Genomic DNA, 24,912 nt, shown 5'->3' with positions numbered 1-24,912 from the left:
CTGCCAGCATGTTCGAGGCTGACGGTGTGTCAGGTCACCACAGCTGAACAGGCGACCGACCCGATCGGGGAATCCGCTCCGGCGTCGGGATGAGGCTCGCGCAGGCGAAGGAACAGCCATTGGCTGATCTTCAACACGGCCAGGAATTCGAGGGGGATCAGCGCGATGACCGCATCAGGCACTGTGCGCCCGCACGCCCTCGCCGAGGGCGAGTTCGCCACGCTCAGTCCCGATGTCGCAGGTCAGCGCGATGGGCGCGCAGCTGGACGAGCGGGTCGCGGTCTTCCGTGACCGGCCCTTGGTGCAGGGGCCCTACGCCTTCGTACGCGTCGACGCGCCGGCCCAGGCAGTCCGCGAAGGCGGCCGCGTCATCGACGTCCGCCCGCACCGGCTGGTCGCCGCGCTCGCGGCGCCCCCGTCAGTCACCTCCTGGCAGAGGCCGCACCCGCTGCGCGCGCAGTCCGCTCCGGCGGGTTCCCGAGTCCGCTCAGCCGTGGGTTGCCACCCTGCTGTGGACCGTCACAGGTCCGTGGACGGTACAGACGTCTTCGCGTGGTGCGGCCGCAGGCCGAACGCCCACAAGACCCCGGCCACAGTGGACCGGGGACCGGTACAGGCAGGACTGCTTCGCCATGGACCGGGTCGACCAAGGGACGGCGTTCTCCGGCTTCGACTCCGGCTCCGGGCAATCGGATGGGTGATCTGCTCGCCCATCACCGTGCGAGGGCGGCCCGGTCGAGGTTCGTCCGGCAGCCCGTCAAGGAGGTCCGCCAGGAGCCGCCGACGTCACCTCGGCACCGTGTCGCGCGACCCCAGCACTCTCCCTCACCACCCGGCGTCGATACCGGGGGAACCGTCCTCCGCGGGCGTCGTCGCAGGTCAGGATCACGCAGCCCCGCATCGCCCGGTTCCGCTCGGACCGACGCCACCGCATCCAACCCTTCGACGCCGGCTGTTCGGCCTCCCCGGGCTCGCGAAGGGTGATCGCAACGGCGTCGCCGCCGAACCGGTTCATTCACCTCCGGACGCCCGCGAGGGACAGGGCCGAGGGCTGCGGATACCAGTCCGACAGGTGGCACACCGGGCGCCGCCTCCACTCGCCGCGGAAACGCCTCCGTGCACGACCGTTGACGCCCCCCAAAGGTGCGTGCTGCACTGTCTGCGCTTTATGTGAACGTAAACATGCGAGATGCGATCGCTTTGGTCACGCTTCTCCTGCCGAGTGTGCGGCGACCTGCCCGGCGTACGCTCCGCCTGGTCGGCCGACCGGCATGTGCCACGTTCACACCTCTGCTCCACCTGGTGAACGGAAACGCCCCATGCACATCCCCGACGCCTTCCTGGACCGCCGACGCTTCATCGCCTCGGCAGCCGTGACCGCCGGCGTGATCGCCCTGCCCGGGCTGGGATCGCCCTGGGCGTATGCCGCCGTCCCCCCTCAGGTCACGCTCCCGCAGCGGGGCATGTACGACACCACGCCCGCCACGAACTGGGGCGACGGATTCGTCACGGGCAACGGTGAGTACGGTGCCGTGGTCCACGGCACGCCGACGGACGAGCGCATCATCCTCAACCACCACCGCTTCGTCCTGCCGAACGGCACCCGCGACATCAGCCCGCCCGATCTCTCCGGCCGACTGGAATCCGTTCGGGACAAGGCCCTCGCGGGCGACTACTGGGGAGCCGCCACCGAATTCTCCGACGGATGGGACCTGCGGTGGACGCAGACCTTCCACCCCGGCTACGAGCTCCGGCTCAGCACCCCCGCGATGACCACCGCGAACGACTATGCCCGGATCACCGACTTCCGCACCGGCGAGGTCACCCACAGCTGGAAGGACGGGTACGGCGTCTGGCAGCGCCGCGTCTTCGTCTCGCGGGCGGACAAGGTCATCGTCCATGAACTGACGCCGGCGCCCGGGCGGACGATCGACACCACGATCCGGGCGAACACCGTGCTCGAAGGGGTGCCGAGTAACGTCTCCTTCACCGGCATCGCGACGGTCAGCAACCGCAACGGCTATCTGAACCTGCGCGGCACCTACCCCGCCGGCCAGGGGGCGTACGGCTACGAAGGCGTGACCCGTGTCGTGGTCACCGGCACCAAGGCCACGGTGAGCGCGAGCGGCTCGACCCTCGTCGTGGCGAAGGCGTCCAAGGTGCTGCTGCTCACCAAGCTCGACCGCTACGAGACGGCCACCGGCTGGAACTCCAAGCCCCTGCACACCGCGCTCGCCGCCCTGTCCGCCGACTACGCGACCCTGCTGGGCCGCCACACCCCCCTGCACCGGGCGCTGTTCGACGGCTCGTCCCTGGACCTCGGGGTGTCGGACGCCGACCGGAAGCTGTCGACGGGTGAGCTGACCACACGTCAGGACAGCGACCGCTCGAAGATCGACCTGGCGCTGCTGGAGCGGTTGTACGACTCCGGGCGCTACTTCTTCGTCAGTTCCACCGGTGTACTGCCGCCCCGTCTGACGGGCGTGTGGTCGGGCACCTGGACCGGCGCCTGGGCGGATGACTTCACCACCGACGCCAACATCAACCTCCAGGTCGCCGGCGGCAACATCCTCAGCCACGGCACCGCCATGCAGGGCTACTTCGACCTGGTCCTCGGCCAGCTCGCCGACTGGCGCGTCAACGCCCAGAAGTTCTACGGTGCCCGCGGCTTCCTCGCGCCGACCCGCACCGACGGCGAGTACGGCCAGATGCTCCACTTCAACGGCGACTTCCCCGGGCAGTGCTGGACCGGCGGCGCGGACTGGCTGCTGTATCCGCTGCTGGAGTACTACGAGGTCACGGGCGACACCGCCTTCCTGCGTGACAAGCTCGGCCCGGCCCTCATGGAACTCGCTCTCTTCTACGAGGACTTCCTCACCCGGACCGACGCCGACGGCAAGGCCGTCTTCGTGCCGTCCTTCTCGATGGAGAACTCACCCTCCAACACCGGCCAGCCGCTCTCGATCAACGCCACCGGCGACATCATGGCCGGCCGGCACGCACTCCAGGCCGCCATCGACGCCGCCGACGCCCTCGGCGTGGAGCAGGGCAGCGGGCAGGGAGTGGCCCGCTGGAAGGCCCTCCTGGCCAAGCTGCCCGAGTACAAGGTCAACGGTGACGGCGCGCTCGCCGAGTGGTCCTGGCCCGGCCTGTACGACCGCTACAACCACCGGCACGCCCACCACCTCTACGGAGCCTGGCCCCTGCACGAGATCAACCCCGAGGACACCCCCGACCTGGTCCGCGCCTCCCGCCGCGCCCTCGTCCTCCGGGGCGACGAGAACTACTCCGCCCACGGCGCCCTCCACCGGGCATTGGCCTGGGCCCGCCTCAAGGACGGCGCCGGCGTCTACGACAACCTGCTCAAGATCCTCGGCAGCAGGATGGTCTGGCGCTCGCTGATGACCTCCCACAACCCCGACTGGCACATCTACAACAGCGACGCCGCCAACTCCCTGCCCGCCATCCTCTCCGAAGCACTCGTGTACACCCGCCCGGGCATCCTCGAAATCCTGCCCGCCCTGCCCGACCAACTGGCCAAGGGCACCATCAGAGGCGTACGCGGCCGCAACCGCGTGCTCGTCGAGAGCCTCACCTGGGACACCGCCACGCGCAGTGCCACCGCCACCGTCACCTCGGACATCACCCAGGACATCACCCTGGTCTGCCGCCGGGGCATCAACTCACTCACCACCACCGCCCCCGTCGCCCCGTCCCCGCTGGGCGCCCACGCCAGGAAGGTGACCCTCACCGCGGGCGTCCGGACCCAGCTCACGGTGGGCCTGATGACCGGCACGTACCGTCTGGTCAACCGCCACAGCGGCAAGGTGCTGGACGTCTCCGGTGCCTCGACCGCCGACGGCGCCGAGGTCATCCAGTGGCCCTGGACCGGCGGGAACAACCAGCGCTGGGCGCTCAAGCCCGGCTACGACGGCTCCTTCCGCCTGTCCAACCTCCACAGCGGCAAGGTCCTCGACAACCCCGGTGCCTCCACCACCGACGGCGGGTCTCTGGACCAGTGGACCAACACCGACAGCGCCAACCAGTGGTGGAAGCTCGTCCCCGCCGCAACCAGCGGCCACCACTGCCTGGTCAACGTCTCCAGCGGCCTGTACGCGGATGTGGAGAACGCTTCCGCAACCGACGGTGCCCGCGTCGTCCAGCGCACGGCCACCGGCGGCCCCAGCCAGGAGTGGCGCCTGGAGAGCGTCTGAGCTTGGTGTTTCAACCTCGACGGATCACCTGCCCTGCTGCCTCGACTTCGTCACGAGGCAGCAGGGCGGCCGTACTTCACGCTTCGAGGTGCAGAGCAACGCCGCATGAAGGAACGGCCGCTGGTGAAGAGTGCCGCCGACGTCGGCGCGGGTTCGCGGAGCTGAAGTCCCAGCGGCCGGGGTTCACTTCATCGCCCGGGCGTAATGGACGGCTGCCCGGCCTCGCCCACGTGCCGGCCGTGCGCGTCGGGAAACGGTGGCATCCACTCAGCTGGGTTCTGGTCCGCTTTCGAGCGGTCCGGGCCCTGCGAGTGCGCGGATTCCTTCACGGCCCGGATGACGAACTGGCCGGCCGACGCGCACTCCCGTGCGGACTTCGCGGCGGGTTCACCGGCGGGCCGTAGCCACGCCGGTTCGTACGGCAAGGCGGAGGTGGCCTTCCGCGGGGCACGCCGGCCGGGCACGACCGCGTGACGGAAGGGGGCTGCGCCGATCGCCGACGCGCCGCCGACCGCGTGACGGAAGGCGGCTGCGCCGATCGCCGACGCGCCGCCTTCCGCCACCGTGGTCGACTCACCGACGTCGACGACCCTCCGGGTCACCCCGCTCGTCCCGACCGGCGACCCGGCCGTACGACCGCCCGAGGCGTCCTCTCTCGTCCCGTGACGCGCCCGGCGAGCGGGGTTACCAGCCGACCTCGCGGATCGGAGCCCAGGTCACGGACGGCAGGGCCGGTGTCGGGCCCGAGGGCGGTGTGACGCCGTGGATCGAGCCGTCCCAGGGCGAGACCGTGAGGACGAGGTCGGCGCGGGCCGCGTCGTCGAGATGCTTGAGGTCGATGCTCCAGGACTCCCCGTGGTAGAGGTCGTTGGTGAGCGGCGTCCCCGCTGCGACCAGCGTGGCCTCGGCGCCCCGGTAGTCGAGGACCAGGCGGGCCTCGGCCAGCCCGGCCAGGGCGGCCGGGTCGCTGGTGATGCGCCAGCGGCCCGTGCCGACGGACGTGATCTTCGGTGCCGCCGGACCCGAGGCGAGGGAGAAGGTGTACCGGGCGAACGGCGCGGCGGTCTTCGCGGACCGCCACCCCGCCGACGGTGAGAGCCCGGCGGCCGGGAAGACGTCGGCGGTGATCGTGGTGCCGGCCTTCGCCGCGAACCGCACGGTCGGCCGTACGCCGGTCAGTTCGGCCGCTCCCGTGAGGATCAGACGGTCGCGGCCGTTGAGCGGAGCCACGACCGCGCCCAGGGACTCGGCCTCGCCGAGCACGATGATCCGGGCGCATACGGTGGTGGTCCCGGGCCGTTGCACGAGCAGCGAGGTGCGCTGCCCGGCGGGGACGGTCACGACGAGCTCGTCGGTGGTCAGGGCCCGCGTGACCGTGCCGAGTTCGCTGGTGAGTACGACGTCCCGGTCGAAGGCGAGCTTGCGGTCCGTCCACTGCGGAGCCCAGTACACCCAGGTCGGCACTGAGGCGTCGGACAGCTTGGCCAGCGGTTCGACCGTGGCCCAGCGCAGGTCCACGCCGTTCAGGTCGGTCATCACGGGGAACACGACGGAGCGGTCGGCCGGCATGGCCAGGGGCGTGTCGGGCAGCGTGACCCGCCGTCCTTCACGAACATTCCGGACGTCTTCGCGGCGATCTGCGCGAAGTACGCGTCGACCTTGGCGAGGTAGCCGGGGTCGTCGGACCGACTCGAGGGGGTGGGGGTCCGGCGCGGAGACCGCGGCCGTGCTCTGCCGTACCTGCTCGGCCGGGGCCGGGGCCGTGGCGAGCACTGCGCACAGCAGCACTCCGGCCGACAGGGCGGCCAAGGCCGCCGACGGATCGAGAAGACGCCTGTTCATGTCACGTCCTGCGGGAGGAGCGGGAGGAGCGGGAGGAGCGGGAGGAGCGGGTGGCCGGTCGGTGGGTGGGCCGGGTCACCATTCGGAGGTGAAGCGGAGGGGGGTGTCGTCGACGGTGAAGTCCCGGAACCTGAAGGGGGCGTCGGTGTCGGACACGCTCTCCACCTCGGCCAGCACCCCGACGCGGGCGCCGCTCAGCCAAGAGGCGTCGATGGCCGCGCCGAGGGGCGTGAAGGTGCTGCCGTCGAGAGAGTAAGAGGCGATGACACCGTCCGCCGTGCGCTGCAGGCGCAGCCAGATGTCCTGCTGCTCCGGGTCGGGCACGCGGTACGGCTCCTCGGCCCAGCCGCCGCGCTCGGTGGAGAGGGTGACGGTGGGGCTGCCTTGGTTGTGCTTGCGCTGGAGCGCGATGTAGTCGTCGTCGCCCCGGTAGAGGACGAGCCCCGCCTCCATGTAGCCGCGGGGTGACCTGGACCGTGGACAAGTTCGGCGGGCGCGTGGCCTACGTCGACGCGGACAGGCGCGTCCATGGGCGTTCGTCCCCAACGGCACGTACATGTCAAGCTGATGGCCTCGCCCCGACGACTCGGGACCGGCGTTGACCGTGTAGTGCGGATCGCGGCGAACTGGTCGGGCTGCAAGGAGATCGTGGGCGTCGGCGACATCACCGGTGACGGCAAGTCGGACATCCTCTCCCGTGACACCTCCGGCAACCTGTGGCGCAACAACGGCACCGGCTCGGGGACGTTCGGCCCCCGCGCGAAGATCGCCTCGGGACGGCCGGTGTGCAAGGGCGTGTTCTGACGGCCCGGCGCGCACCGCTCCCTCGAAGGCCCGGACCATGCGGCCTGCCATGAACCTGGTCAAAGACGGGGTCCGTGCGCGAAGATCACGCCCGCAGCGCACCACCGCTTCCACGCCATCCGCAACGGGAGGATATACATGGCTCACCGCACACCCCGCGGTCTGCTCGCCGCAGCCACGGCCACCGTGGCCCTGATCGTCACGGCCGGCTCGGCCTCCGCCACCGCCCCCGCCGTGCCCGGCCCGCAGGCCCGCGTCTTCATGGTCAACCCCGTCCAGTCCTCGGGCGACCAGACCCTCACCGACGGCAAGGACGCCGCCGCAGCGGTCCCCGCCACCGCCTATGCCACCGTCGCCCTGCGCAATCTGGACGGCGACGGCGGGCTCTCCGGCCGGTGGGCCTCGGTCCGTTCCGACACCGGCGCCTCCGCGCGGCTCGCCGACGCCGCCTCGTACGACCGGCACGACGACCAGTTCGAGCAGGTCATGGCCTACTTCTGGGTCAATGAGGCGCAGGAGTACCTGCAGGGCCTTGGCTTCGGCAGCGAGCTGCCCGGCGCCAACGACCGGGTGCAGCCGGTTCGCATCAACCAGTGGGGCGCCGACAACTCCTTCTTCACCGACAAGAAGGCAGAGATCCGCCTCGGCAAGGGCGGCGTGGACGACGCCGAGGACGCCGAGGTCGTTGTGCACGAGTACGGCCATGCCGTGCACCATGCCCAGGTGCCCGGCTTCGGCAGTTCCCTGGAAGCCGGCTCCATCGGCGAGGCGTTCGGCGACTACCTGGCCGTCGCCGTCGGCGAGCACGCCGCCGCACGGTACGGCTGGCCGCTGAAGGCCGACGTCGCCTGCGTCGCCGACTGGGACTCCGTCACGTACAGCAACGCCCCGCACTGTCTGCGCCGGATCGACTCCGACAAGACGTACGCGGACCGGGTCGGCGAGGTCCACGCGGACGGCGAGATCTGGTCCCGTGCGCTGCTCGACATCCGTACCGCCCTCGGCCCGCGCGTCGCCGACCGGATCATCGTCAACGCCCAGTTCGGCTTCGCCCCCGACACCAGCTTCGCGGCGGCCGCGAACACGACGGTCGTGACGGCGCAGAAGATGTACGGCAAGAGCGCGGCGGACGCGGTCCGCGCCGCGTTCCAGGCCCGGGAGTTCCCCGGCGTCGCCTGACGCGCGACGTCCCGGAGGCAGCCGGCCGGCCGCCTCCGGGACACCGTCGGCCTCGCGATCACCAGCTGATCGGCACGACCTACGCCGCACGCGTTCCCTTTCGCGTAGCTCCTGCTCCCGGGCATCGGATGCGGCTCGCGCGGCGGAGACATGGTTGGAGAGGCCCCAGCCGTTCGGGGGATACGCGGGCCGCATCCGGCGCGTTTCCCGTCCCGCCGGGGCATCCCTTGGTGGAACGAAAGGGAGACATGATGCCGCTCTATCTATCGAGGTTCAGCTACACACCGGAGACTTGGGCGAGGCTGATCGTCCACCCCGAGGACCGCGCGAAGGCCGCTCAGGCGTACATCGAGTCCGTCGGCGGGAAGCTCCACGGCTTCTGGTACGCCTTCGGCACGCACGACGGGTACAACCTCTGGGAGGCCCCCGACAACGTGTCCATGGCCGCGGTTGCGCTGGCGATCAGTGGGGGCGGCGCGCTCAGCTCGTTCGAGACGACAGTTCTCCTGACCGTCGACGAAACCATGGATGCCCTGCGCAGTGCCGAACGAGTCCAGTACCGGGCGCCGGGCGCGTAGCGGTCCAGGGCCGACGCGTGTCGGGTGACAGGTGAGCTGTCCGGACTGCGCACTCCGGCCGCGGTCCCACAACTCGATGGTCGGCATACCGAAGCTCTCGCCGTCGCCCAGCCCTGTCCTGCCCTGCCTCTGACCATCCCACCTGGCCGGGAAGCAGGGCGGGTTCCGCCGTTCAGCGGCGACGCCCTGCGCTCGCAGCTGCCCGAAGTCCCGTACGGTGACCCGGACATCATCGAAGTCACCTGCCAGGTCACCGCCGCCGCAGCCGCCGCAGCCGTCGCAGCGATCGGTAGGGCGGTCGGCGGAGCGGTCCTCCGGGGCTGCCGGCGAGGACGGGGCCGACGCTCGCTGACCCGGCCCGTCCCCTGTTCGTGCAACCGCCCGCTCGCTCCCGTGTCCGTCGGTACGATCATCGCGTGCGAGCGGGGGCTCGTGAGCGAGGGGGCGGGGATGGACGACGACAACGCCGTTGTGCACAGGAGGACTTGGTCGTGGCGGGGCGCCGCGTCGGTCGCCACGGCGGCCGTGGTGCTCGGCGGCTGCGGTTTCGGGGACGACGGCAAGGCGGCCGGGCCGAGCCCTTCGGCACCTTCGAGTTCCACGGCCGCCGCGTCGGCGTCGCCCTCGGGTGGTGACGCGTCGTCGCTGACGCCGATCCAGGCGGACCCCGCCAAGGTGCCCAGGACGAAGAGCCGGGCCGAGGCGCTGGCAGCGGCCGTCGCGCTGAAACCGCAGGAGTGGGGCGCGGATTTCCGGGCGCAGGAGCCGGCCGTGAGCACCCCGGGCACCGTCGCCGTGCTGGACGAGCGGTGCCTGTGGGACCGGCAGGCACTGCCCCAGGGCGTCCTGGCGTCCCTGACCCGCTACAGCGAGATTCCCGCGGCCGACGGCAGGGGCGAGGTCAAGGTGACCGCGTCGGTCACCGTGCACACCACCGTGCGTGACGCCGACGAGCGGCTGGCCTCCACTTTGGAGGAGCCGTTGCGCTGCAGGCAGCAGCAGGTCCGCGCCGACGAGTGGATCTATGGACTCATGTCGACCGCCACTCCCTACGGCCAGGGCAACAACACCTACTCCGACGACCAGGTCGTGGAAATAGGCAAGTACCTCACCGGGAAAAGCGAGCAGACCTACCGCTGGTACGTCACCCGGCTCGGCACGGTGACCCTGGCGGTGTCGGTGAAGGGCGCGCAGGGCTACTCGGACAACGAGTTGGACAAGTACGCGTCGAACGCCAACGGCACGATGCTCAACCGCGTGGAGTTCGAGCTCGGAGGAGACAGCTGATGGAGCCGCTGCGTTCGTCGGATCCCGCGCGAATCGCGGACCACCGCCTGCTCGGGCGGCTCGGCGCCGGAGGCATGGGCGTGGTGTACCTCGCGCGCACGCCGGGCGGCGCGCTGGTGGCGCTGAAGGTGCTGCTCGCCGAGTACGCCGAGGAGCCGGGCTTCAAGGAGCGGTTCCGCCGCGAGGTCGAGGTCGCCCGGCGGGTCGACAGCCCCTGGGTGGTGCCGCTGGTGGACGCCGACCCGGACGCCGAGGCGCCGTGGCTGGCCACGGCGTTCGTGCCCGGACCGTCGCTGGGCGAGGCCGTGACCGCGTACGGGCCGCTGCCCGAACACGGTCTGCGGCTGCTCGGCGCCCGGCTGGCCGAGGCGCTGGGCGAGGTGCACCGGGCCGGGCTGGTCCACCGGGACCTGAAGCCGGGCAATGTGCTGATCGCCCATGACGGGCCGCGGCTCATCGACTTCGGCATCGCCCGCGCGCCCGAGGACCGGACGCTCACGGCGACCGGGATGGTGGTCGGCACGCCCGGTTATCTGTCTCCCGAGCAGGCCGAGGGGCGTGTCGGGGACGGTATCGGCCCCGCGAGCGACGTGTTCTCGCTCGGCTGTGTCCTGGCGTTCGCGGCGACCGGCCGGGCGCCGTTCGGCAGCGGAGCGGTCGACGCGCTGCTGTACCGGGCCGTCCACGACCCGGCGGACCTCGAAGGGGTGCCGGCAGGCCTGCTCGACGTGCTGGGCCGCTGCCTGGAGAAGGATCCCGCCCGGCGGCCGGATGCCGGTGAGCTGGTGCGGGAGCTGACGGCCGACGGCGCCGCGCAGGAGGCAGGGGCGGCCGAGGCCGCACCGCGGGACGAGGGGGTGTCCGGGTGGCTGCCCGAGCCGGTCGCCCGGCTGATCGCCGAGCGCTCGGCCGCCGCGCTCGCGCTGCCGGACATCGACCACACCCTGGTGCCGTCCGACGCGTCGCACGCTCCCGACCCGGCGGAGCCCGACACGGGTGAGACGTCCGGGACGGAGGAGCCGCAGGACTCCCGCCCGGCCGGCCGGCGTCGTTTCCTGCTGCTCGCCGGCGGGGCCGCGGCGCTGGCGGCGGGTGGGGGTGGGGCCTGGTGGGCGGTCGCCCGCGAGGGCGGCTCGGGAGGCGAGAGCCCTGGCGCCGCCGCGTCCCCGCGCCGGCCGGTGCACACCATCGCGTTGCACGGCGACCTCAGCGGCCCGCAGCGGGCGACGGGCCGGGCCCAGGAGCGCGGACTGCGGCTCGCGGTCGCGGAGTTCAACGCGCGCGCCGACGCCCCGTTCACCGTGCAGGTCAAGGCCGTCGACGACGGGGGCGATCCGGCGGCCTCGGCCCGGGTCGCGGCGGAGCTCACCGACGATCCGGCGGTCCTCGCCGTGGTCGGCCCGACCACCGACGACACCGGGCAGGCGGCGCTCGCGACGTACGACGCCGGGCTGCTGCCGGTCGTCGCCGTGTCCCCCGGCACGACCACCCTGTCCATCCAGGGGTTCCGCTCGTTCCTGCACGCACGGCTGCCCGACGCGGTGCTGCCCATCTACGTGAGCAACTACCTGCGCGGCGCCGCGCGATCGCGCAAGGTCGGCATCGTCGTCGACCGCCCGGCCGGCACCTACGGGACGAATCTGGCCAGTTCCCTCAGCAATGTGCTCGGCAGCATCCCGTACCCGTCCGTACCGGAAGTGGTGAGCGCGATGCGCCGCGATTTCGGCACCGCGGTGGACTCGGTTCTCTCGGCCGGCGCCGACTCCGTGTTCTTCGCCGGTCTGCCCGACCGGGGAGCGCTGATCGCCGAGACGCTGCGGGAACGCGCCTTCCAGGGTGCGCGGGTGTCCGGCCCGGCGCTGCTGGACGAACGGTTCCTGACGCAGGCTCAGGAAGGGGCCGAGGGCTGGGTGATGGTGGCCCCGGTCATCGACGCGACGCGCAAACCCGAGGCGCGGAAGTTCGCCGCCGCCTACCGGGAGCGCTTCAAGGAGGCGCCGCCCCGCTACGCGGCCGAGGCCTACGACGTGACCGGGATGCTGCTGAAGGCCCTGGCCGGGCTGCCGTCGAAGAGCCGCACCCGGCGGAACCTGCTCACGGCCGTGCGGGACGGGAAGTACCAGGGCATCACCAAGGCGTTTGCCTTCGAGAAGAACGGCATGATGACCATCGACGGCACCGGCGGTTTCCTGTGGCGGGTGGACCAGGGTGACTTCGTGTACGACGGCCCCGCGCCGCTCACCGCCTGATGGAACCCCTGCGGGCCGGCGACCCGTCCAGGATCGGCCGCTACCGTCTGCTGCGGCGGCTGGGCGCCGGCGGAATGGGCGTGGTCTTCCTGGCCCGTGCGCCGGGCGGGGCGATCGCCGCGGTGAAGACGGTCCGGTCCTCGTACGCCGACGAGAGCGGGTTCCGGGCCCGTTTCCGCCGTGAGGTCGAGGCCGCCCGGCAGGTCGCCAGCCGCTGGGTGGTCCCGCTGTTGGACGCGGACGCCGACGCGGAGACGCCGTGGCTGGCGACCTCTTACGTGCCGGGGCCCTCGCTCGCCGAGGCGGTGGACGCCTTCGGGCCGCTGTCGCTCGCCTCCGTGCGCGTGCTGGGCGTGCGGCTCGCCGAGGCGCTGGAGGCGGTGCACGGGGCCGGTCTCGTGCACCGCGACGTGAAGCCGGGGAACGTCCTGCTGGCCCCGGACGGGCCACGGCTCATCGACTTCGGCATCGCCCGCGCGCCGGAGGCCACCGCGCTCACCTCCAGCGGCGTGATCGTCGGCTCGCCCGGCTTCCTGTCGCCCGAGCAGGCGCGGGCGCGGGGCGGCGAGACCGGCCCGCCCAGCGACGTGTTCTCGCTGGGGTGCGTGCTGGCGTTCGCCGCGACCGGGGTGCGGCCGTTCGGCGGCGGCGCGGCGGCGGGGGTGCTGCTGCGCACGGTCTACGAGGAGCCCGATCCGGCGGCGCTCCCGGACGGCCTGACGCCCCTGCTGAGAGCCTGCCTGCACAAGGACCCGGCCCGCCGCCCGAGCCTCGCGCGCCTCCGTGCGACGCTCGGGGAGGCTATGGCGGCCGACTCCGCCGGACCGTCCGACTGGCTGCCCGCGCCGGTCACTCGGCTGATCAACGACAGGTCCGCCGCCGTGCTCACCATCGGCGCGATCGAGCCGACCCAGGTGTCCGCGTCCACACCGTCGAACACGGCGAGCACGGTGTCGCCGGAGGCCGCGACGCTGACGGCCGTCACCGCCACCCGCCCCACACCGCGGGCGATAGGCCGCCGCGGGTTCCTGCGTGTCGGCTCGACGGCGGGGCTCCTCGCGGCGGGCGGTGGCGGGGCCTGGTGGTGGAGCACCCGGGCGAAGCCGGGAACGTCCACGCCGTCCGGGACCGGCCGTCCGCGCCCCGAACTGGTCGTGGCGTTCCACGGCGATCTGACCGGCGCCCGCAAGGAGAGTGGGAAGGCCCAGCTCAACGGCGCCCGGCTGGCCGTCGAACAGCTCAACGCGCAGCGCGACCGCCCTTTCCGGCTGAAGCTGCGGACGTACGACGACGGCGGCGACACCGGGCGGGCCGGCGCGCTCGCCACCCGGCTGACGAAGGACGCCGAGGTGCTCGCCGTACTGGGCCCCACCACCGACGCCTGCTTCCGTGTCACCGAGAGGACGTACACCGAGGCGGTGATGCCCGTCGTGTCCGTGTCGGTGGGCACCGACACACTGAGTTCGACGTTCGGCACGAGCGTCTTCCACTGCCATGCGGCGCTGCGCGTCACGTACGGGCTTCTCGCCGCCCCGTGCGTCCGCTATCTCAGCAACCACGTCGACTCCCGTCATGTGTTCCTCGTGGACGACCGGGCGCAGGGCGACTTCGCCTGGACCGTGTGCGGTCAGACCGAGCAGGCGCTGCGGCAGAACGGCCGGGACGTCACGGTGACCCGTGTGGCCGCCGGGAGGATCGACTACGCGTCGCTCGCCGCCGAGGTGAGGTCCGCCGGCGCGGACGCGGTCGTCTTCACCGGCGACGCCGTCAGGGCCGCGGGGCTTGCGTCGGCGCTGACCGCCGCCCGGTTCACCGGCGCCCGGATGGCGACGGAACGCGCTCTCGACCCGCGGTTCCTCGCGTCGGCCGGCGCCGCCGCCGCGGGCTGGGTCTTCGTCACCTCCTTCACCGACCCGACGGCCCGCGCCTCCGGCCGCGCGTTCACGGCGGCCTACCGCGCCCGCTTCGGCGCCGACCCCGGCTGGTATGCGGCGGAGGCCCACGACGCCGTGATGTTCCTGGCTCAGGCCTGCGACAAGGACGGCACCACGCTGACGGAACGGGGCGCGATCGCCCGCCGGATGCCCGAGATCACGTACTCCGGTATCACCCGCACGGTCAAGTACGAGCCGGGGTACGGCTACAACCACGACGCGATGTTCGAGTTCCAGGCCGTCGACGGCGCGTTCCGGTACCTGGGGCAGTACCGGGAGGCTGCGGTGTCGTGAAGTGGGACGGCCGCAGTGTGTTCCGGCCGGGTGCGGACCCTTCGTCCGTCGTCAGGGCGAGCTGCGGCGCACGCGATCCGAAGGACTCGTCGGCGGCCTGGTCCTGCCCGTGAGCCGCTCATCGGGCTGCGGTGGCGGCGAAGCCCTGCCAGCGTGTGCTGGCAGGGCTTCGCCGTGGGCCGCGTTCCGTTGGAGGCCGCACGGCCGGGAAGGGATGTACGCCTTCCTGCAAGGCCCCCTGGCGCGCTCCCCCGGGGGTGAGCGGTTCTTCGCGCTGCCCGCTGTTTCCCGAGGGCGGTGCTAGGTCAGCCGGTCATGCCGCTCATCTTCCAGACGGTCATGGACTTGACGGTACTGCCGTCGCCGAAGAGGCGCAGCCCGAGGGAGAGTGGGTCGTCTCCTCGTCCGCCGGGGGTGATCCGGCTGACGGCGGTGCCTGCGGTCGACGCTCCCCCTCCGCCCGAAGCGTCCCGGGGGCGAGTCTGCGGACCTGGGGTGACAGCAAGGCGGCCCCGGTTGCCAGCACGATCAGGGCGGAACAGCCCGCCAGCGCCTGCCGGGTGCCGACAGTGTCGGCAACGGGCCCGGCAACGAGCAGCCCAAGCGGTGCGAAGGCCAGAGAGCCGAACCATTCGTACGAGCTGACGCGGGAGAGTGTCTCTTCGGGAACCTCGCGCTGGATGGTCGTGGACCACAGCACCGCGAAGACGTCCGCGGCGACGCCCGAGCAGAACATGGCCACCGCGGTCAGCCAGACCGGAGCCGAGACGGCGAGCAGAGCGATGGGCAGGGCAGCGGGAAACGTGGCGAGAACCGCTACCAGGACGGGCCGTCTCACCTGGACACGTGCAGCGAGACCGGCGCCGGCGATGGTGCCGAACGCCTGGGCCGTGACGATGAACGACCAGGCCCGGGCCCCGCCCAGGGACTCCTGGGCCAGCAAGGGCCCCAGGACTCCCACGTTGGCGTTGAGGGCCGCGACGACGACCGCGTACTGGGCGACGACGACCCACAGCCATTGCCGGGAGGCGAACTCCCGCCACCCTTCCTTGAGATCGTCCCATCCGGACGACGCCTTGGCCGCCCGATCCGGAACCCGCAGGCGAGCGGTCAGGAGCGCGCTGACGACGAAAGAGGCGGCGTTGAGCGCGAGAGCCCAGCCGGCCCCGATCCACGCGACGGCAAGCCCTGAAAGTGCCAGTCCCAGCAGCAGACTGCTGTTCGTGCCCACCCGCAGCAGTCCGTTGGCCTGCTGCAACTGCTCCGCCGGAACAACCAGCGGCACCAGGCCGTCCATGGCGGGAGAGAACAGCGCAGTCGCGGTGCCGGCCACGACAGCCAGCACGCACATGAGGGCCAATGGCGCATGCCCGGACAGCACGAGCATCGCCAGCCCCGCGTAGGCTGCCGCGCCGACTGTGTCAGCCACCACCATCAGCCGTGCGCGGGACATCCGGTCCGCGATCACTCCGCCCACCAGGATGAACACCAGCTGGGGCAGGGCCTGACACGCCAGGACCAACGACAGCCGCCCCGGCGTCGCCCCCGGCAGGGCGAGCACGGCGAAACCCAGAGCGACGCGGGCAAAGCCATTGCCCAGAACGGAGATCGTCCGAGCTGAACCCAGCAGGAGAAACTGCCGGTCACGCCACAAGTGGGACCGAAGGGGAGAAGCAGGCACGGTGCCGCACTCTAAGCGTCACGGCTACGGCTTCCGTCTGCAATCAGCCATCTGCGAACCCGCGATCGGACACCGACCACGCCCGCGCCCGCGCGGTCATGGCCCCTGCATGGCTCGGTGACATCGTCTCGCGACGAGGGCCCTGAGCGACGCCCAGGCGGGTTGTGTGCGAGTGGAGGGCCTACGGCTCGGTGGCGAAGAGGAGGGCGAGTGGCCCGGCGTGCAGGAGGAACGGGCCTTCGCGGACGGCCTGAAGGAGTTGTCGAGCGGCCACCACATCAGTGTGTAAGCGCGTAGGGCCGTCCGTCGCGTCCAGCGTCGATGAATCGACGCCAAGGGCTGAGCCCCACTCCTGCTCGCACGGGAGTCATCCCGGACTGCCGGGCGCAGGCTGGTGGCTGTCGGCGGTGGGCTCGAACCCGGCCAGCATGTGCTGCAGCGCCGCCTGGTCCGGCCCTACGAACGCTGATTCCCCGGCCGCCGAGCCCAGCGTGTCGATCATCGACTCGGTGATCCCCGAAGCCGGTGGCAGATGTGTGGAGAGGACGAGATCCGGCTTCCTGTCCCGCAGCAGCTGAAAAGTGCCGAGGAACTTCTGGGCATCCACGTTGTGCACCCACGGGCTGTCGACCGTGGCCCACAGCAGCTGCGCGGCCCGCAACTCCTCCACACCGGCCGCACGGACGTCATCGGCGTGTGCCAGTTCGGGGCTGGCCATCGGCCCACCGAAGCAGTCGGAGCTGAAGCAGACCCCCGACTGGTCGTCGAAGAGGGCGACCGTGGCGGGGTTGTCGAACAGCGGCGGCCTGAACCCCGTGAGGGTACGGTCTCCGACGTCCAGGGCCTGCCCCGGATTGAGCAGATACAGACGGTCGAGCGGCAGCGGCCGCTCACAGGACATGATCCCGGCCGACAAGAACGTGGTCACCACGCGCGCCTCGGGCGCCGCCTCCAGCAGGTCGAAGATCCCGCCCGTGTGATCACGGTCCGGGTGCGTCAGCCAGATCCATCGCACATCGGCGGGATCCAGCACGGAACCGACGACCTCCAGGAAATCGCGGTCGGGCAGCCCGAGTCCGGTGTCGATGACGACGGGCTGCGAGGCGAGCAGTACGAAGGCGTTCACCGGGAGGTGCCCGATCCCCGGCACCTCAAGGCTGTCATTCAGGACGCTGATGTCGGGGCGGACCCTGTGAACCGGCATGTCGCATCTCCATGCCCCCAGGATGGTGATCGCGCCGCGGCCTACTCGTCCATCATCGGCCCCTGCCCCAGGTGCCGCATCCCCGCCGGCATCAGCACGCGCGGGTCCAACGGGTCACATGGCAGCACCTGTCGGAGTCCTGGACGCCGGTGCTGCTCGTGCTGGTCGGCGTCGGCGGGTTGGTCGTGATGACGCTCGGCGGCCGCACGCCGCCCGCCAGGGCTCAAAAGCGGCCCCAGCCCGGTCGACCGCGCACGGCCGGGCAGCAAGCGTCACGCCGGGTGGCACGGGCCAGATGAGCCAGGACCGGTGCGGGTCCTCGATGTCCTGCCGGGCGGGGGCAGCGCTTGGCGTCGATGTCGGGGGTGTTCCTGTGGCGCCACATGGCGCGGGTTGTTCGAAGCGTCTTCTGGCGTCCACAAGGTCCGGGGCAGGGCCGCTTTCACAGGCGGAGGCCTTGTGGTCCGGGCGCGTCGAGACGATCCGCACCGGCAGGTCCGGCTTTCGTTCCTCGGCTGGGCGGCCGCGGCCGCTGGCGGCCCGGGCGGCGTGCCCCGTGCTAACGTTGGGCGTTTGCAGCGTCGCTGTGTCGGTGCCCTGTTCGGTGTTCCTGGCTGGTGGCTGCGTCCCCGCCGCGCCTTCCTCGGTACGGTCCCTTCGGAGGAAGGCTCTCTGTGAGCGAATCAGCACGTGCCGATGCCCGGCGGGATGTCTGTGTGTCCGAGGCGTCGGGCGCCGCTTCGGAGCTGGCCACGGCGGTGTCCTTCGCGCAGCTGGGGTTGCCGACCGAGGTTCTGCGGGTGCTCGACGAGCGTGGTGTGACGGTGCCCTTCCCCGTTCAGGCGGCGGCGCTGCCGAACGCGCTCGCGGGACGGGACGTCCTGGCCCGGGGCCGCACAGGATCCGGCAAGACGCTCGCCTTCGGCCTGGGGATGCTCGCCCGCACGGCCGGGCGGCGCGCGCAGCCCAAGGAGCCGCTGGCGCTCGTTCTGGTGCCCACCAGGGAGCTGGCGCAGCAGGTCGGTGAGGCGCTCACGCCGTACGCCGAGGCGCTGCGGCTGCGGCTCGCGACCGTGGTGGGCGGGGTGTCCATCGGGCGGCAGGCCGCCGTGCTGCGGGACGGCGCCGAGATCGTCGTCGCCACGCCCGGTCGGCTGCACGACCTCATCGAGCGCAGGGGCTGCCGGCTGGGGCGGGTGCGCATCACGGTCCTGGACGAGGCGGACCAGATGTGTGATCTGGGGTTCCTGCCGCAGGTCACCGAGATTCTGGACCAGGTGCGTCCCGACGGGCAGCGGATGCTGTTCTCCGCCACCCTCGACCGCGACGTCGACCAGCTGGTGCAGCGCTACCTGCGCGACCCTGCCGTCCACTCCGTGGACCCCTCGTCCAGCGCGGTCTCCGCGATCGAGCACCACGTCTTCGTCGTGCACGGCCCGGACCGGTACGCCGTGACCACGGAGATCGCGGCCCGGGACGGCCGCGTCCTGCTGTTCCTGGACACCAAGCACGGCGTCGACCAGCTCACGCGGCATCTGCGGGCCAGCGGCGTGGCCGCGGCCGCCCTGCACAGCGGGAAGTCACAGCCGCAGCGCACCCGTACCCTGGCCCAGTTCAGGAACGGGCAGGTCACCTCGCTGGTTGCGACGAACGTCGCCGCACGCGGCCTGCATGTCGACGACCTCGACCTCGTGGTCAACGTCGACCCGGCCACCGATCCGAAGGACTATCTGCACCGCGCGGGCCGCACGGCCCGGGCCGGCCGCTCCGGCACCGTCGTCACACTCGTCCTGTCGGGACAGCGCCGAGAGACGAGCCAGGTCATGGCGGACGCCGACGTCGCCCCCAAGGTCACCAAAGTGCGCTCCGGCGAGGCGGAGCTCAGCCGGATCACCGGCGCCAGGGCCCCTTCCGGAAAGCCTCTCGACGGCGGGCCTTCCGTACCGGCCCCCAAGAACCACAACGCCCCGTTCCGCGGCCTGGGCAGCACCAAGGACGCGAAGAGCGGTTCGGGTGGCGGGTCGTCCCGCAAGAGCAGTGAGGCGCGCAAGCTCGCTGAGGCCCGTAAGGCGGCCCGGGTGCGACGCGGCGGCTGAGCCCGGCTTCCTGGCCTGCCGCGCGGTGTCGTCGCTCACGCTCCTGGACGGATACGCGGGACCGGAGACTCGGCGGAGTGCACCGGACGGCGTGTCGTACGGGTGACCGTGCGTCGCCTCCGCCCGGACGAGACGTAGACCATCGTCCACGTCTCCCACGTCCTCGACAGCACCTACCGACGCGTCCCCCCTCCGCAACCCGTTCGACGCCCCCGGCCTCGTCGGCCCGCCCGATGCGAAAGGAAAGTTGCGCAAAATCTGTTGTGCAATTTTTCTTTCGCACCTACGGTCGGCTCATGACGGAGAAGGAGAACCGCCGCATCACCGATCTGGGCACGCTCAAGGCGCTCGCCCATCCGCTGCGTATGAAGCTGTACCGGCTGCTGTTCGTGGCCCGCGCGGCGACCGCCTCACAGCTCGCCGAGCAGGTCGACGAGGCGGTCTCCCTGGTCAGTTACCACCTGCGCAAGCTCGCCGAGCACGGGCTGGTCGAAGAGGCCGAGCCGCGCAGCGGGGACGCGCGGGAGCGCTGGTGGCAGCCCGCCACGGGCGGCGTCACCGTCCGGGACGAGGACTTCCGCGACGCGCCCGAGAAGGTCGCCGCGCATCTGGCGGCCTCCCGGCTCTTCCAGGACCAGCGCTCCGAGATGTACCGCACCTACCTCGACGAGCGCGCCCACTGGGGCCGCGCCTGGAACGAGGCGGCCTCCGACTCGGAGTCCCTGCTACGGCTGACCGCCACCGAACTGGCCGAGCTGAAGAAGGAACTGCTCGACGCGGTCAAGCGGCACGACGACCTGGCGCGCGCCCGGGAGGCCGCCGGCGAGAGCGAAGGCCGCGAGAACGTCGCGCTGCACGTGTACGGATTCCCGTTCCGTGTCTGAGGAAGGCACTGCCTTGAGCATCGTGCCCGCACCCGTCGTACCGCGACCCGCCCCCGGCCGCCCCGCCCACCGGGACCCCGACGTCCTGCGCTGGCTCGGCGCGTACGCGTCCTCGGCCCTCGGCGACAACGTCTACTACCTCGCCCTGTCCTGGGCGGCGGTACAGGCGGGGACGCCCACGCAGGCCGGGCTGGTGATGTCGGTGAGCGCCGTCCCGAGAGCCCTGCTGATGCTCGGCGGGGGAGTGGTCGTCGACCGGCTGGGGCCGCGCCGGCTCGTCATCGGCAGTGGCACGGTGCGCTGTGCTGCCGCGCTGGGCGTGGCCGCGCTGCTGTTCCTGGCCGGGCCCGGCCTGTGGGCGCTCGCCCTGCTGGCCTTCGTCTTCGGATGTGTGGACGCCGTGTTCATGCCCGCCATGGGCGCCCTTCCGGCGCGGATCACCGGCAGGGACCAGCTCGCCCGGGTGCAGGGCATGCGCGGACTCGCCCTGCGCCTCGCGAGTGTGGTCGGCGCCCCGCTCGGCGGCCTCGGCGTGGCCCTGGGAGGCGCGGCGGCCGCGTTCGGCCTGGCCGGGCTGCTGATCGCCGTCTCCGTGCCGCTGCTGATGACCGTACGGGTGCGTGACCTGCCCCCGGACGACAGCGCGGACCTCGCCGACCGCACCCCCTGGCGGGACCTGCGGGACGGGCTGCGCTACATCCGCGGTCACCGTGTCCTCGCCCCGCTCATGGTGGCCATCGCCCTCGGCGACCTCGGTTTCGTCGGCCCCCTCAACGTGGGGCTGACCCTGCTGGCCGAGGAGCGCGGCTGGGGTGCTTCCGGAATGGGCTGGGTGCTAGCGGGGTTCGGCGCCGGCGCCGGCCTCGCCTCACTGCTTCTGACCGTGCGGGGCCGGGTGCCCCATGCCGGCCGGGTCGCAGGGGTCGCCGTTCTCGCCGGGTGCGTGGCTATCGGTGCCCTCGCCTTCGTGCCCCGGCTCGCCGCCGCCGTCGCCGTGGCCCTGCTCGTCGGGCTGCTTGCCGGGCTCAGCGGCGCCCTGTGCGGTGCCCTGCTCCAGACGCAGTCCGATCCGACGTACCTGGGCCGCGTCACCTCCGTCGCGAGCCTGGTCAGCCTCGGCCTCGCCCCGCTGACCATGCCGCTGTCCGCCGCGGCCGTCGGCGCCTGGGGCATCGGCCCCGTGTTCGTGGTCAGCGCGGCTGTGTGCGGCCTCGGAGGGGCCGTCGTGCTGTGCGTCCGCGACCTGCGCCGCGCCGAACTGCCCCGCTGACCTCGGAAGCCGTCTCTCAACCGAGCGTGATCGTTAGGTCTTGCTGGTCAGGCATGGTGCCTCGCCGGGTGAGAGAGGCATGCGGCGTCCCGTCCGGCTCCTCGTACTGACCCTGCTGGGCACGCTGTCCTTCAGTACTCACACCCCCACTCCGGTCCGACGAGGGGAAGGCGCCGCGTTCCAGCGCCTCGTCTGCACGCTCGACCTCTTGATCCCGATCGGTGGTCCAGTCAGACCCACAGGTCGTCCGGCAGGACGCCCGGTTGCGCATTGTTCAGCAGCTGATCGAGGGCGCGGTCGAGCCCCTTCCCGTCGACATGTGCGACCCACGGCACTCCATCGAGTACTACTGCCAGGCGGTGCGTGACGCTTCGATGGACCGCTTGAGCAGGGCGGCGATCCTGGCGTCGGCAGCGCCATCACGGCTACCACCCTCAGCTGCCGGCCTCGGACCTTCCTCCTCCCGGCGCGACCGCTCGGCCCGGATCGGCCGGACGAGTCACATCGGGGGTGAGTCCGCCTGGGCGGGGAACGCGCCCTGCATGAACGAACTCATGCCCCTGGCCGCGTCCGGGTTCCCGTCGCTGTTCCTGATCGTCGTCGGCATCGTGCTCGTCCTGCTGATCCTCGGCGCGTTCTGGTGGGGATCCCGCCGCGCGGCCCGAGGCAAGTCTCCCGGCCCCGGGCCGACCGTCCAGCCCCCGGCCGCAGCGAGGCGCGAGGACTCCTGGGACACCCCGGACGGCGACTCCGGCCGCCGGCGCCCCTGACCACCCCGAATCCGCGCCGTGCACACGCCGCCGACACGACCGGTCGGGTGGGAGTGTGGATTCGTCGTCGGCGGCCACGATGTCCACGACGACAAGTCCCGGCTCCGGGACAAAAGGAGTCCTGTCATAGCGCAGGCGCAGGAGCCCTCCGCTGCGCAGAAGGCGATCGGTGGCATCGCCTCGAAGCCCGCGGACCTCACTGATGAGGTGTTGTTCGGTGGTGAGTGGGAACGCGAGGGGCTGTCGCCTTGAGATCGCAGCCCGGTCTCGGTCACGGCCCTGATCGCCCCCGTACCGCAGCGATCAGCTCGGCTTCCACCTGAAGGTCGCCCTGGAGAACGGGCCGAGCGAACCGGAGCCGGCCGAGGCCATCACGCACCTGGCCTTCTACGCCGGGTGGCCCAACGCCATTGGCGCGGCCGGCCAGCTCAAGGCGATCCTCGCAGACGCCGACCAAACCCCTCCACACGTCCGCCCATGCTGGGGCGGGAAATGGAAGTCCTTCTTCATGAGCAAGGTCATTTTTGTCACCGGGGCCGGGCGTGGCCTGGGCATCGACATCGCCTGCCAGGCCCTGGACGCCGGCCACCAGGTCGTCGCCACGGCCCGCGACCCGCAGACGATCCTCGACGCCCTGGGCGGTGAGCAGGACAGGCTGTTGGCCGTCGCCCTGGACATCACCAGCGCGGACGCCGCCCGCGCCGCGGTCGAGGCCGCCGTGGCGAAGTTCGGCCGGATCGACGTGCTGATCAACAACGCTGCGATGTTCCAGGCCGGCTACTTTCGAGGAGATCGCCGGTTACTTCGAGGAGATCTCCGACGCCCAGATGCGGGCGCAGATCGAGACGAACCTCTTCGGTCCGATGAACGTCATCCGCGCCGTCCTGCCCGTCATGCGCAAGCAGCGGGCCGGACACGTCGTCACCATTTCCTCGCTCGCCGGGATGATCGGCCAGGAGTTCTGCGTCGCCTATGCCGCGTCCAAGTTCGGCGTCGAGGGATGGATGGAGTCCCTGCGCTTCGACGTGGAGCCCCTCGGGATCCGGACCACGATCGTGGAGCCGGGCTTCTTCCGCACCGAGCTGCTGGTCGATGCCTCCACCAGCTGGGCGGAGGGCTCCATCGACGACTACGCCGAGCGCACCGCCGAGACGAAGAAGGTGTGGCAGTCGATGAACGGGCAGCAGGCCGGCGACCCGGCCAAGCTCGCCGACGCCCTGCTGACGGTGATCGGCCTGGACACCCCGCCGCTGCGGTTCGTCGCCGGTGACGACGCCGTGCCCGCTGTCGAGGCCAAGGGCAAGGAGATCTCCGACCAGGCCGCGGCCTCGCGTTCTCTGGGCACCGGCCTCTCGTACAACGACGCAGTCTGAGCCCGGCGGTCGGGACAGGTGCCGCCGAGGCCGATCCCGGCGAGTACCCGGCCGTGGACGCCGCCTACCGGGAGAAGTACGGGGTACTCGGGAGCCCGGGAAGGGAGCGTGCACGATGACGACTCCCGAACCCGACCCGAGGCGGCCCCCGGACTTGAACCGGGCGGCGGGCGGTGCCCGGCGAGACGCCACCCCAGGTGGCGGTCGGACTGATCGCCATGGTGGTGGCCCTGATCGCGTGACGCGCACCGCTGAGATGCCTCCGACATCTACAACAGCACGGCAGATTCCGCCCATGGAGCGGTGCGCGGACACCGCTCCGTAGAAGAGACAGGTGAACCCATGACGAAGAAGCCACGCCCGTCCGAGCCGACCCACGGCAGGGGCACCAGCCGAGACCAGGGCACCGGCCATCACGGCTGGGCCTCCGACGTGGACGAGACCCGACAGCAGGACAACCCAAGCGCGCATCGCTCCTTCCACACCGAGGAGTACGGCGGCGAGAAGGGGCCGGGCCGTACGAAGTCCAAGGAGGAGACCCGGCCGGTACCGGGTGACGCGGTGAAGAGCGACAGCACACGCGGCGAGGAGTACGCGAGCGGAGACGAGGAAGGCCGCCGGTCGACAGGACGCAGGGGCCGTTCCCAGCGTCCCAGCGGCACCAAGGACGCCTCCGCGGTGACCGGAGTGGATCCCCAGGAGCCGCGGTCCGGGCCTCGACCGGGCTGACGGCCTGTTTCGGCAGCCGCGGGGAGCGTCGATTCTGGAGGGAGGCGTTCGCGTAGGGTGTGCGGCAGCCGAAGGCGGCCAACGGCCGAGGGAGCCATGTATGACGGTATGACGCGGTACCTGATCTCGTTCGATGACGGCGCGATGAGCTTTCCCGAGGAGGAGTTGGCCGAGGTGGCCGAGGCCTCGCACCAAGTGGTGCGGGAGGCTCAGGACGCCGCTGTGTGGGTCTTCGGTGGTGGACTGGAAAGGCAGCAGGCGAGCGTCGTGGCCACCGACGGGACCGTCACCGACGGCCCGTATCCGGAGACCAAGGCGGTCCTCGGCGGGTTCTCGATCATCGATCGGCGGGTTCTCGATCTTCGATGTGCCCTCACGTGAGGACGCGCTGATGTGCCCTCACGTGAGGACGCGCTGAAGTGGGCTGCCAAGATCGCCGCCGCGTGCCGGTGCGCGCAGGAGGTCCGGGAGATCATGCCCGACCGGACCGTCTGATCGAAGACGGGCCGCCGCGGCTGGGGCCT

General features: G+C 71.6%; 19 protein-coding genes and 3 pseudogenes. 17 read left to right on the top strand and 5 right to left on the bottom strand.

Translation table 11 applies throughout. The features are described 5' to 3' along the window. Positions 1-29: 29 nt before the first annotated feature. The gene (locus ABZZ79_RS07255) at positions 30-182 is read right to left on the bottom strand and encodes a hypothetical protein (RefSeq protein ID WP_356687718.1); all 153 of its coding nucleotides are present in this window, start codon (positions 180-182) and stop codon (positions 30-32) included. A gap of 37 nt (positions 183-219) precedes the next feature. Between ABZZ79_RS07255 and ABZZ79_RS07250 the strand changes: the two are divergent. Next, positions 220-397, top strand: a pseudogene (locus ABZZ79_RS07250) (transposase); the annotation flags it as partial. A gap of 922 nt (positions 398-1,319) precedes the next feature. Next, positions 1,320-4,214 carry an RICIN domain-containing protein gene (locus ABZZ79_RS07245; protein WP_356687369.1) on the top strand — a complete coding sequence of 965 codons (2,895 nt, stop codon included), beginning with the start codon at positions 1,320-1,322 and terminating at the stop codon, positions 4,212-4,214. 684 nt (positions 4,215-4,898) lie between these two features. Here the strand turns inward: ABZZ79_RS07245 and ABZZ79_RS07240 are convergent. Together ABZZ79_RS07240 and ABZZ79_RS07235 are read right to left on the bottom strand one after the other, a co-directional pair. Continuing rightward, positions 4,899-5,783 carry a hypothetical protein gene (locus ABZZ79_RS07240; RefSeq protein ID WP_356687367.1) on the bottom strand — a complete coding sequence of 295 codons (885 nt, stop codon included), beginning with the start codon at positions 5,781-5,783 and terminating at the stop codon, positions 4,899-4,901. Positions 5,784-6,131: 348 nt separating this feature from the next. Beyond that, a complete protein-coding gene (locus tag ABZZ79_RS07235; RefSeq protein WP_356687365.1) occupies positions 6,132-6,509 on the bottom strand; it encodes a hypothetical protein in 378 nt (125 codons plus the stop codon). A 75-nt stretch (positions 6,510-6,584) separates the two neighbouring features. Here ABZZ79_RS07235 and ABZZ79_RS07230 point away from each other — a divergent pair, with 75 nt between their 5' ends. From ABZZ79_RS07230 to ABZZ79_RS07205, 6 genes are all read left to right on the top strand, one after another. Then, positions 6,585-6,860 carry a VCBS repeat-containing protein gene (locus tag ABZZ79_RS07230; protein WP_356687363.1) on the top strand — a complete coding sequence of 92 codons (276 nt, stop codon included), beginning with the start codon at positions 6,585-6,587 and terminating at the stop codon, positions 6,858-6,860. A gap of 138 nt (positions 6,861-6,998) precedes the next feature. Next, entirely contained in the window at positions 6,999-8,039 is a 1,041-nt protein-coding gene (locus tag ABZZ79_RS07225) for a M4 family metallopeptidase (protein ID WP_356687361.1), read from the top strand. Positions 8,040-8,290: 251 nt separating this feature from the next. Beyond that, positions 8,291-8,617, top strand: coding sequence for a GYD domain-containing protein (locus ABZZ79_RS07220; RefSeq protein ID WP_356687693.1), 327 nt, complete (start codon positions 8,291-8,293; stop codon positions 8,615-8,617). A gap of 450 nt (positions 8,618-9,067) precedes the next feature. Beyond that, the gene (locus tag ABZZ79_RS07215; protein ID WP_356687359.1) at positions 9,068-9,904 is read left to right on the top strand and encodes a hypothetical protein; all 837 of its coding nucleotides are present in this window, start codon (positions 9,068-9,070) and stop codon (positions 9,902-9,904) included. Continuing rightward, positions 9,904-12,153 carry a bifunctional serine/threonine-protein kinase/ABC transporter substrate-binding protein gene (locus ABZZ79_RS07210; protein WP_356687357.1) on the top strand — a complete coding sequence of 750 codons (2,250 nt, stop codon included), beginning with the start codon at positions 9,904-9,906 and terminating at the stop codon, positions 12,151-12,153. The genes ABZZ79_RS07215 and ABZZ79_RS07210 overlap by 1 nt, the downstream gene beginning before the upstream one ends. Then, on the top strand, positions 12,153-14,381 hold the full coding sequence (locus ABZZ79_RS07205; RefSeq protein ID WP_356687355.1) for a bifunctional serine/threonine-protein kinase/ABC transporter substrate-binding protein: 2,229 nt from the start codon (positions 12,153-12,155) through the stop codon (positions 14,379-14,381). Before ABZZ79_RS07210 ends, ABZZ79_RS07205 begins: the two co-directional genes overlap by 1 nt. A 337-nt stretch (positions 14,382-14,718) precedes the next feature. Here the strand turns inward: ABZZ79_RS07205 and ABZZ79_RS07200 are convergent, their stop codons facing one another. Continuing rightward, complete coding sequence (locus ABZZ79_RS07200) at positions 14,719-16,035, bottom strand: MFS transporter (protein ID WP_356687353.1); 1,317 nt, start codon at positions 16,033-16,035, stop codon at positions 14,719-14,721. Positions 16,036-16,429: 394 nt separating this feature from the next. After that, the gene (locus tag ABZZ79_RS07195; RefSeq protein WP_356687351.1) at positions 16,430-17,266 is read right to left on the bottom strand and encodes an MBL fold metallo-hydrolase; all 837 of its coding nucleotides are present in this window, start codon (positions 17,264-17,266) and stop codon (positions 16,430-16,432) included. Positions 17,267-17,982: 716 nt separating this feature from the next. On the opposite strand from ABZZ79_RS07195, the gene ABZZ79_RS07190 reads away from it, so the two are divergent. The 9 genes and pseudogenes from ABZZ79_RS07190 to ABZZ79_RS07150 all read left to right on the top strand — a co-directional run bounded on the left by ABZZ79_RS07190 (position 17,983) and on the right by ABZZ79_RS07150 (position 24,769). Continuing rightward, on the top strand, positions 17,983-19,362 hold the full coding sequence (locus ABZZ79_RS07190; RefSeq protein WP_356687691.1) for a DEAD/DEAH box helicase: 1,380 nt from the start codon (positions 17,983-17,985) through the stop codon (positions 19,360-19,362). 296 nt (positions 19,363-19,658) lie between these two features. Beyond that, positions 19,659-20,246, top strand: a complete 588-nt coding sequence (locus tag ABZZ79_RS07185; RefSeq protein WP_356687349.1) for a helix-turn-helix domain-containing protein — start codon at positions 19,659-19,661, stop codon at positions 20,244-20,246. Positions 20,247-20,268: 22 nt separating this feature from the next. Beyond that, a complete protein-coding gene (locus ABZZ79_RS07180; RefSeq protein WP_356687689.1) occupies positions 20,269-21,516 on the top strand; it encodes an MFS transporter in 1,248 nt (415 codons plus the stop codon). Between the two features lie 542 nt (positions 21,517-22,058). Then, the gene (locus tag ABZZ79_RS07175; RefSeq protein WP_356687347.1) at positions 22,059-22,286 is read left to right on the top strand and encodes a DUF6479 family protein; all 228 of its coding nucleotides are present in this window, start codon (positions 22,059-22,061) and stop codon (positions 22,284-22,286) included. Between the two features lie 126 nt (positions 22,287-22,412). Continuing rightward, a pseudogene (locus ABZZ79_RS07170) lies at positions 22,413-22,734 on the top strand (carboxymuconolactone decarboxylase family protein); the annotation flags it as partial. A gap of 60 nt (positions 22,735-22,794) precedes the next feature. Continuing rightward, positions 22,795-23,001 (top strand): annotated as a pseudogene (locus tag ABZZ79_RS07165) (SDR family NAD(P)-dependent oxidoreductase); the annotation flags it as partial. A gap of 112 nt (positions 23,002-23,113) precedes the next feature. After that, positions 23,114-23,659, top strand: coding sequence for an SDR family NAD(P)-dependent oxidoreductase (locus ABZZ79_RS07160; RefSeq protein ID WP_356687345.1), 546 nt, complete (start codon positions 23,114-23,116; stop codon positions 23,657-23,659). Positions 23,660-24,001: 342 nt separating this feature from the next. Continuing rightward, entirely contained in the window at positions 24,002-24,388 is a 387-nt protein-coding gene (locus tag ABZZ79_RS07155; RefSeq protein ID WP_356687343.1) for a hypothetical protein, read from the top strand. A gap of 108 nt (positions 24,389-24,496) precedes the next feature. Then, positions 24,497-24,769 (top strand): hypothetical protein, encoded by a 273-nt coding sequence (locus ABZZ79_RS07150; protein WP_356687341.1) that lies wholly within the window; start codon positions 24,497-24,499, stop codon positions 24,767-24,769. Positions 24,770-24,912: the final 143 nt, after the last annotated feature.

It is taken from the genome of Streptomyces sp. NPDC006458, assembly GCF_040612135.1.
Taxonomy (GTDB): domain Bacteria; phylum Actinomycetota; class Actinomycetes; order Streptomycetales; family Streptomycetaceae; genus Streptomyces.
This window is presented reverse-complemented; position numbering and strand designations above follow the sequence as displayed.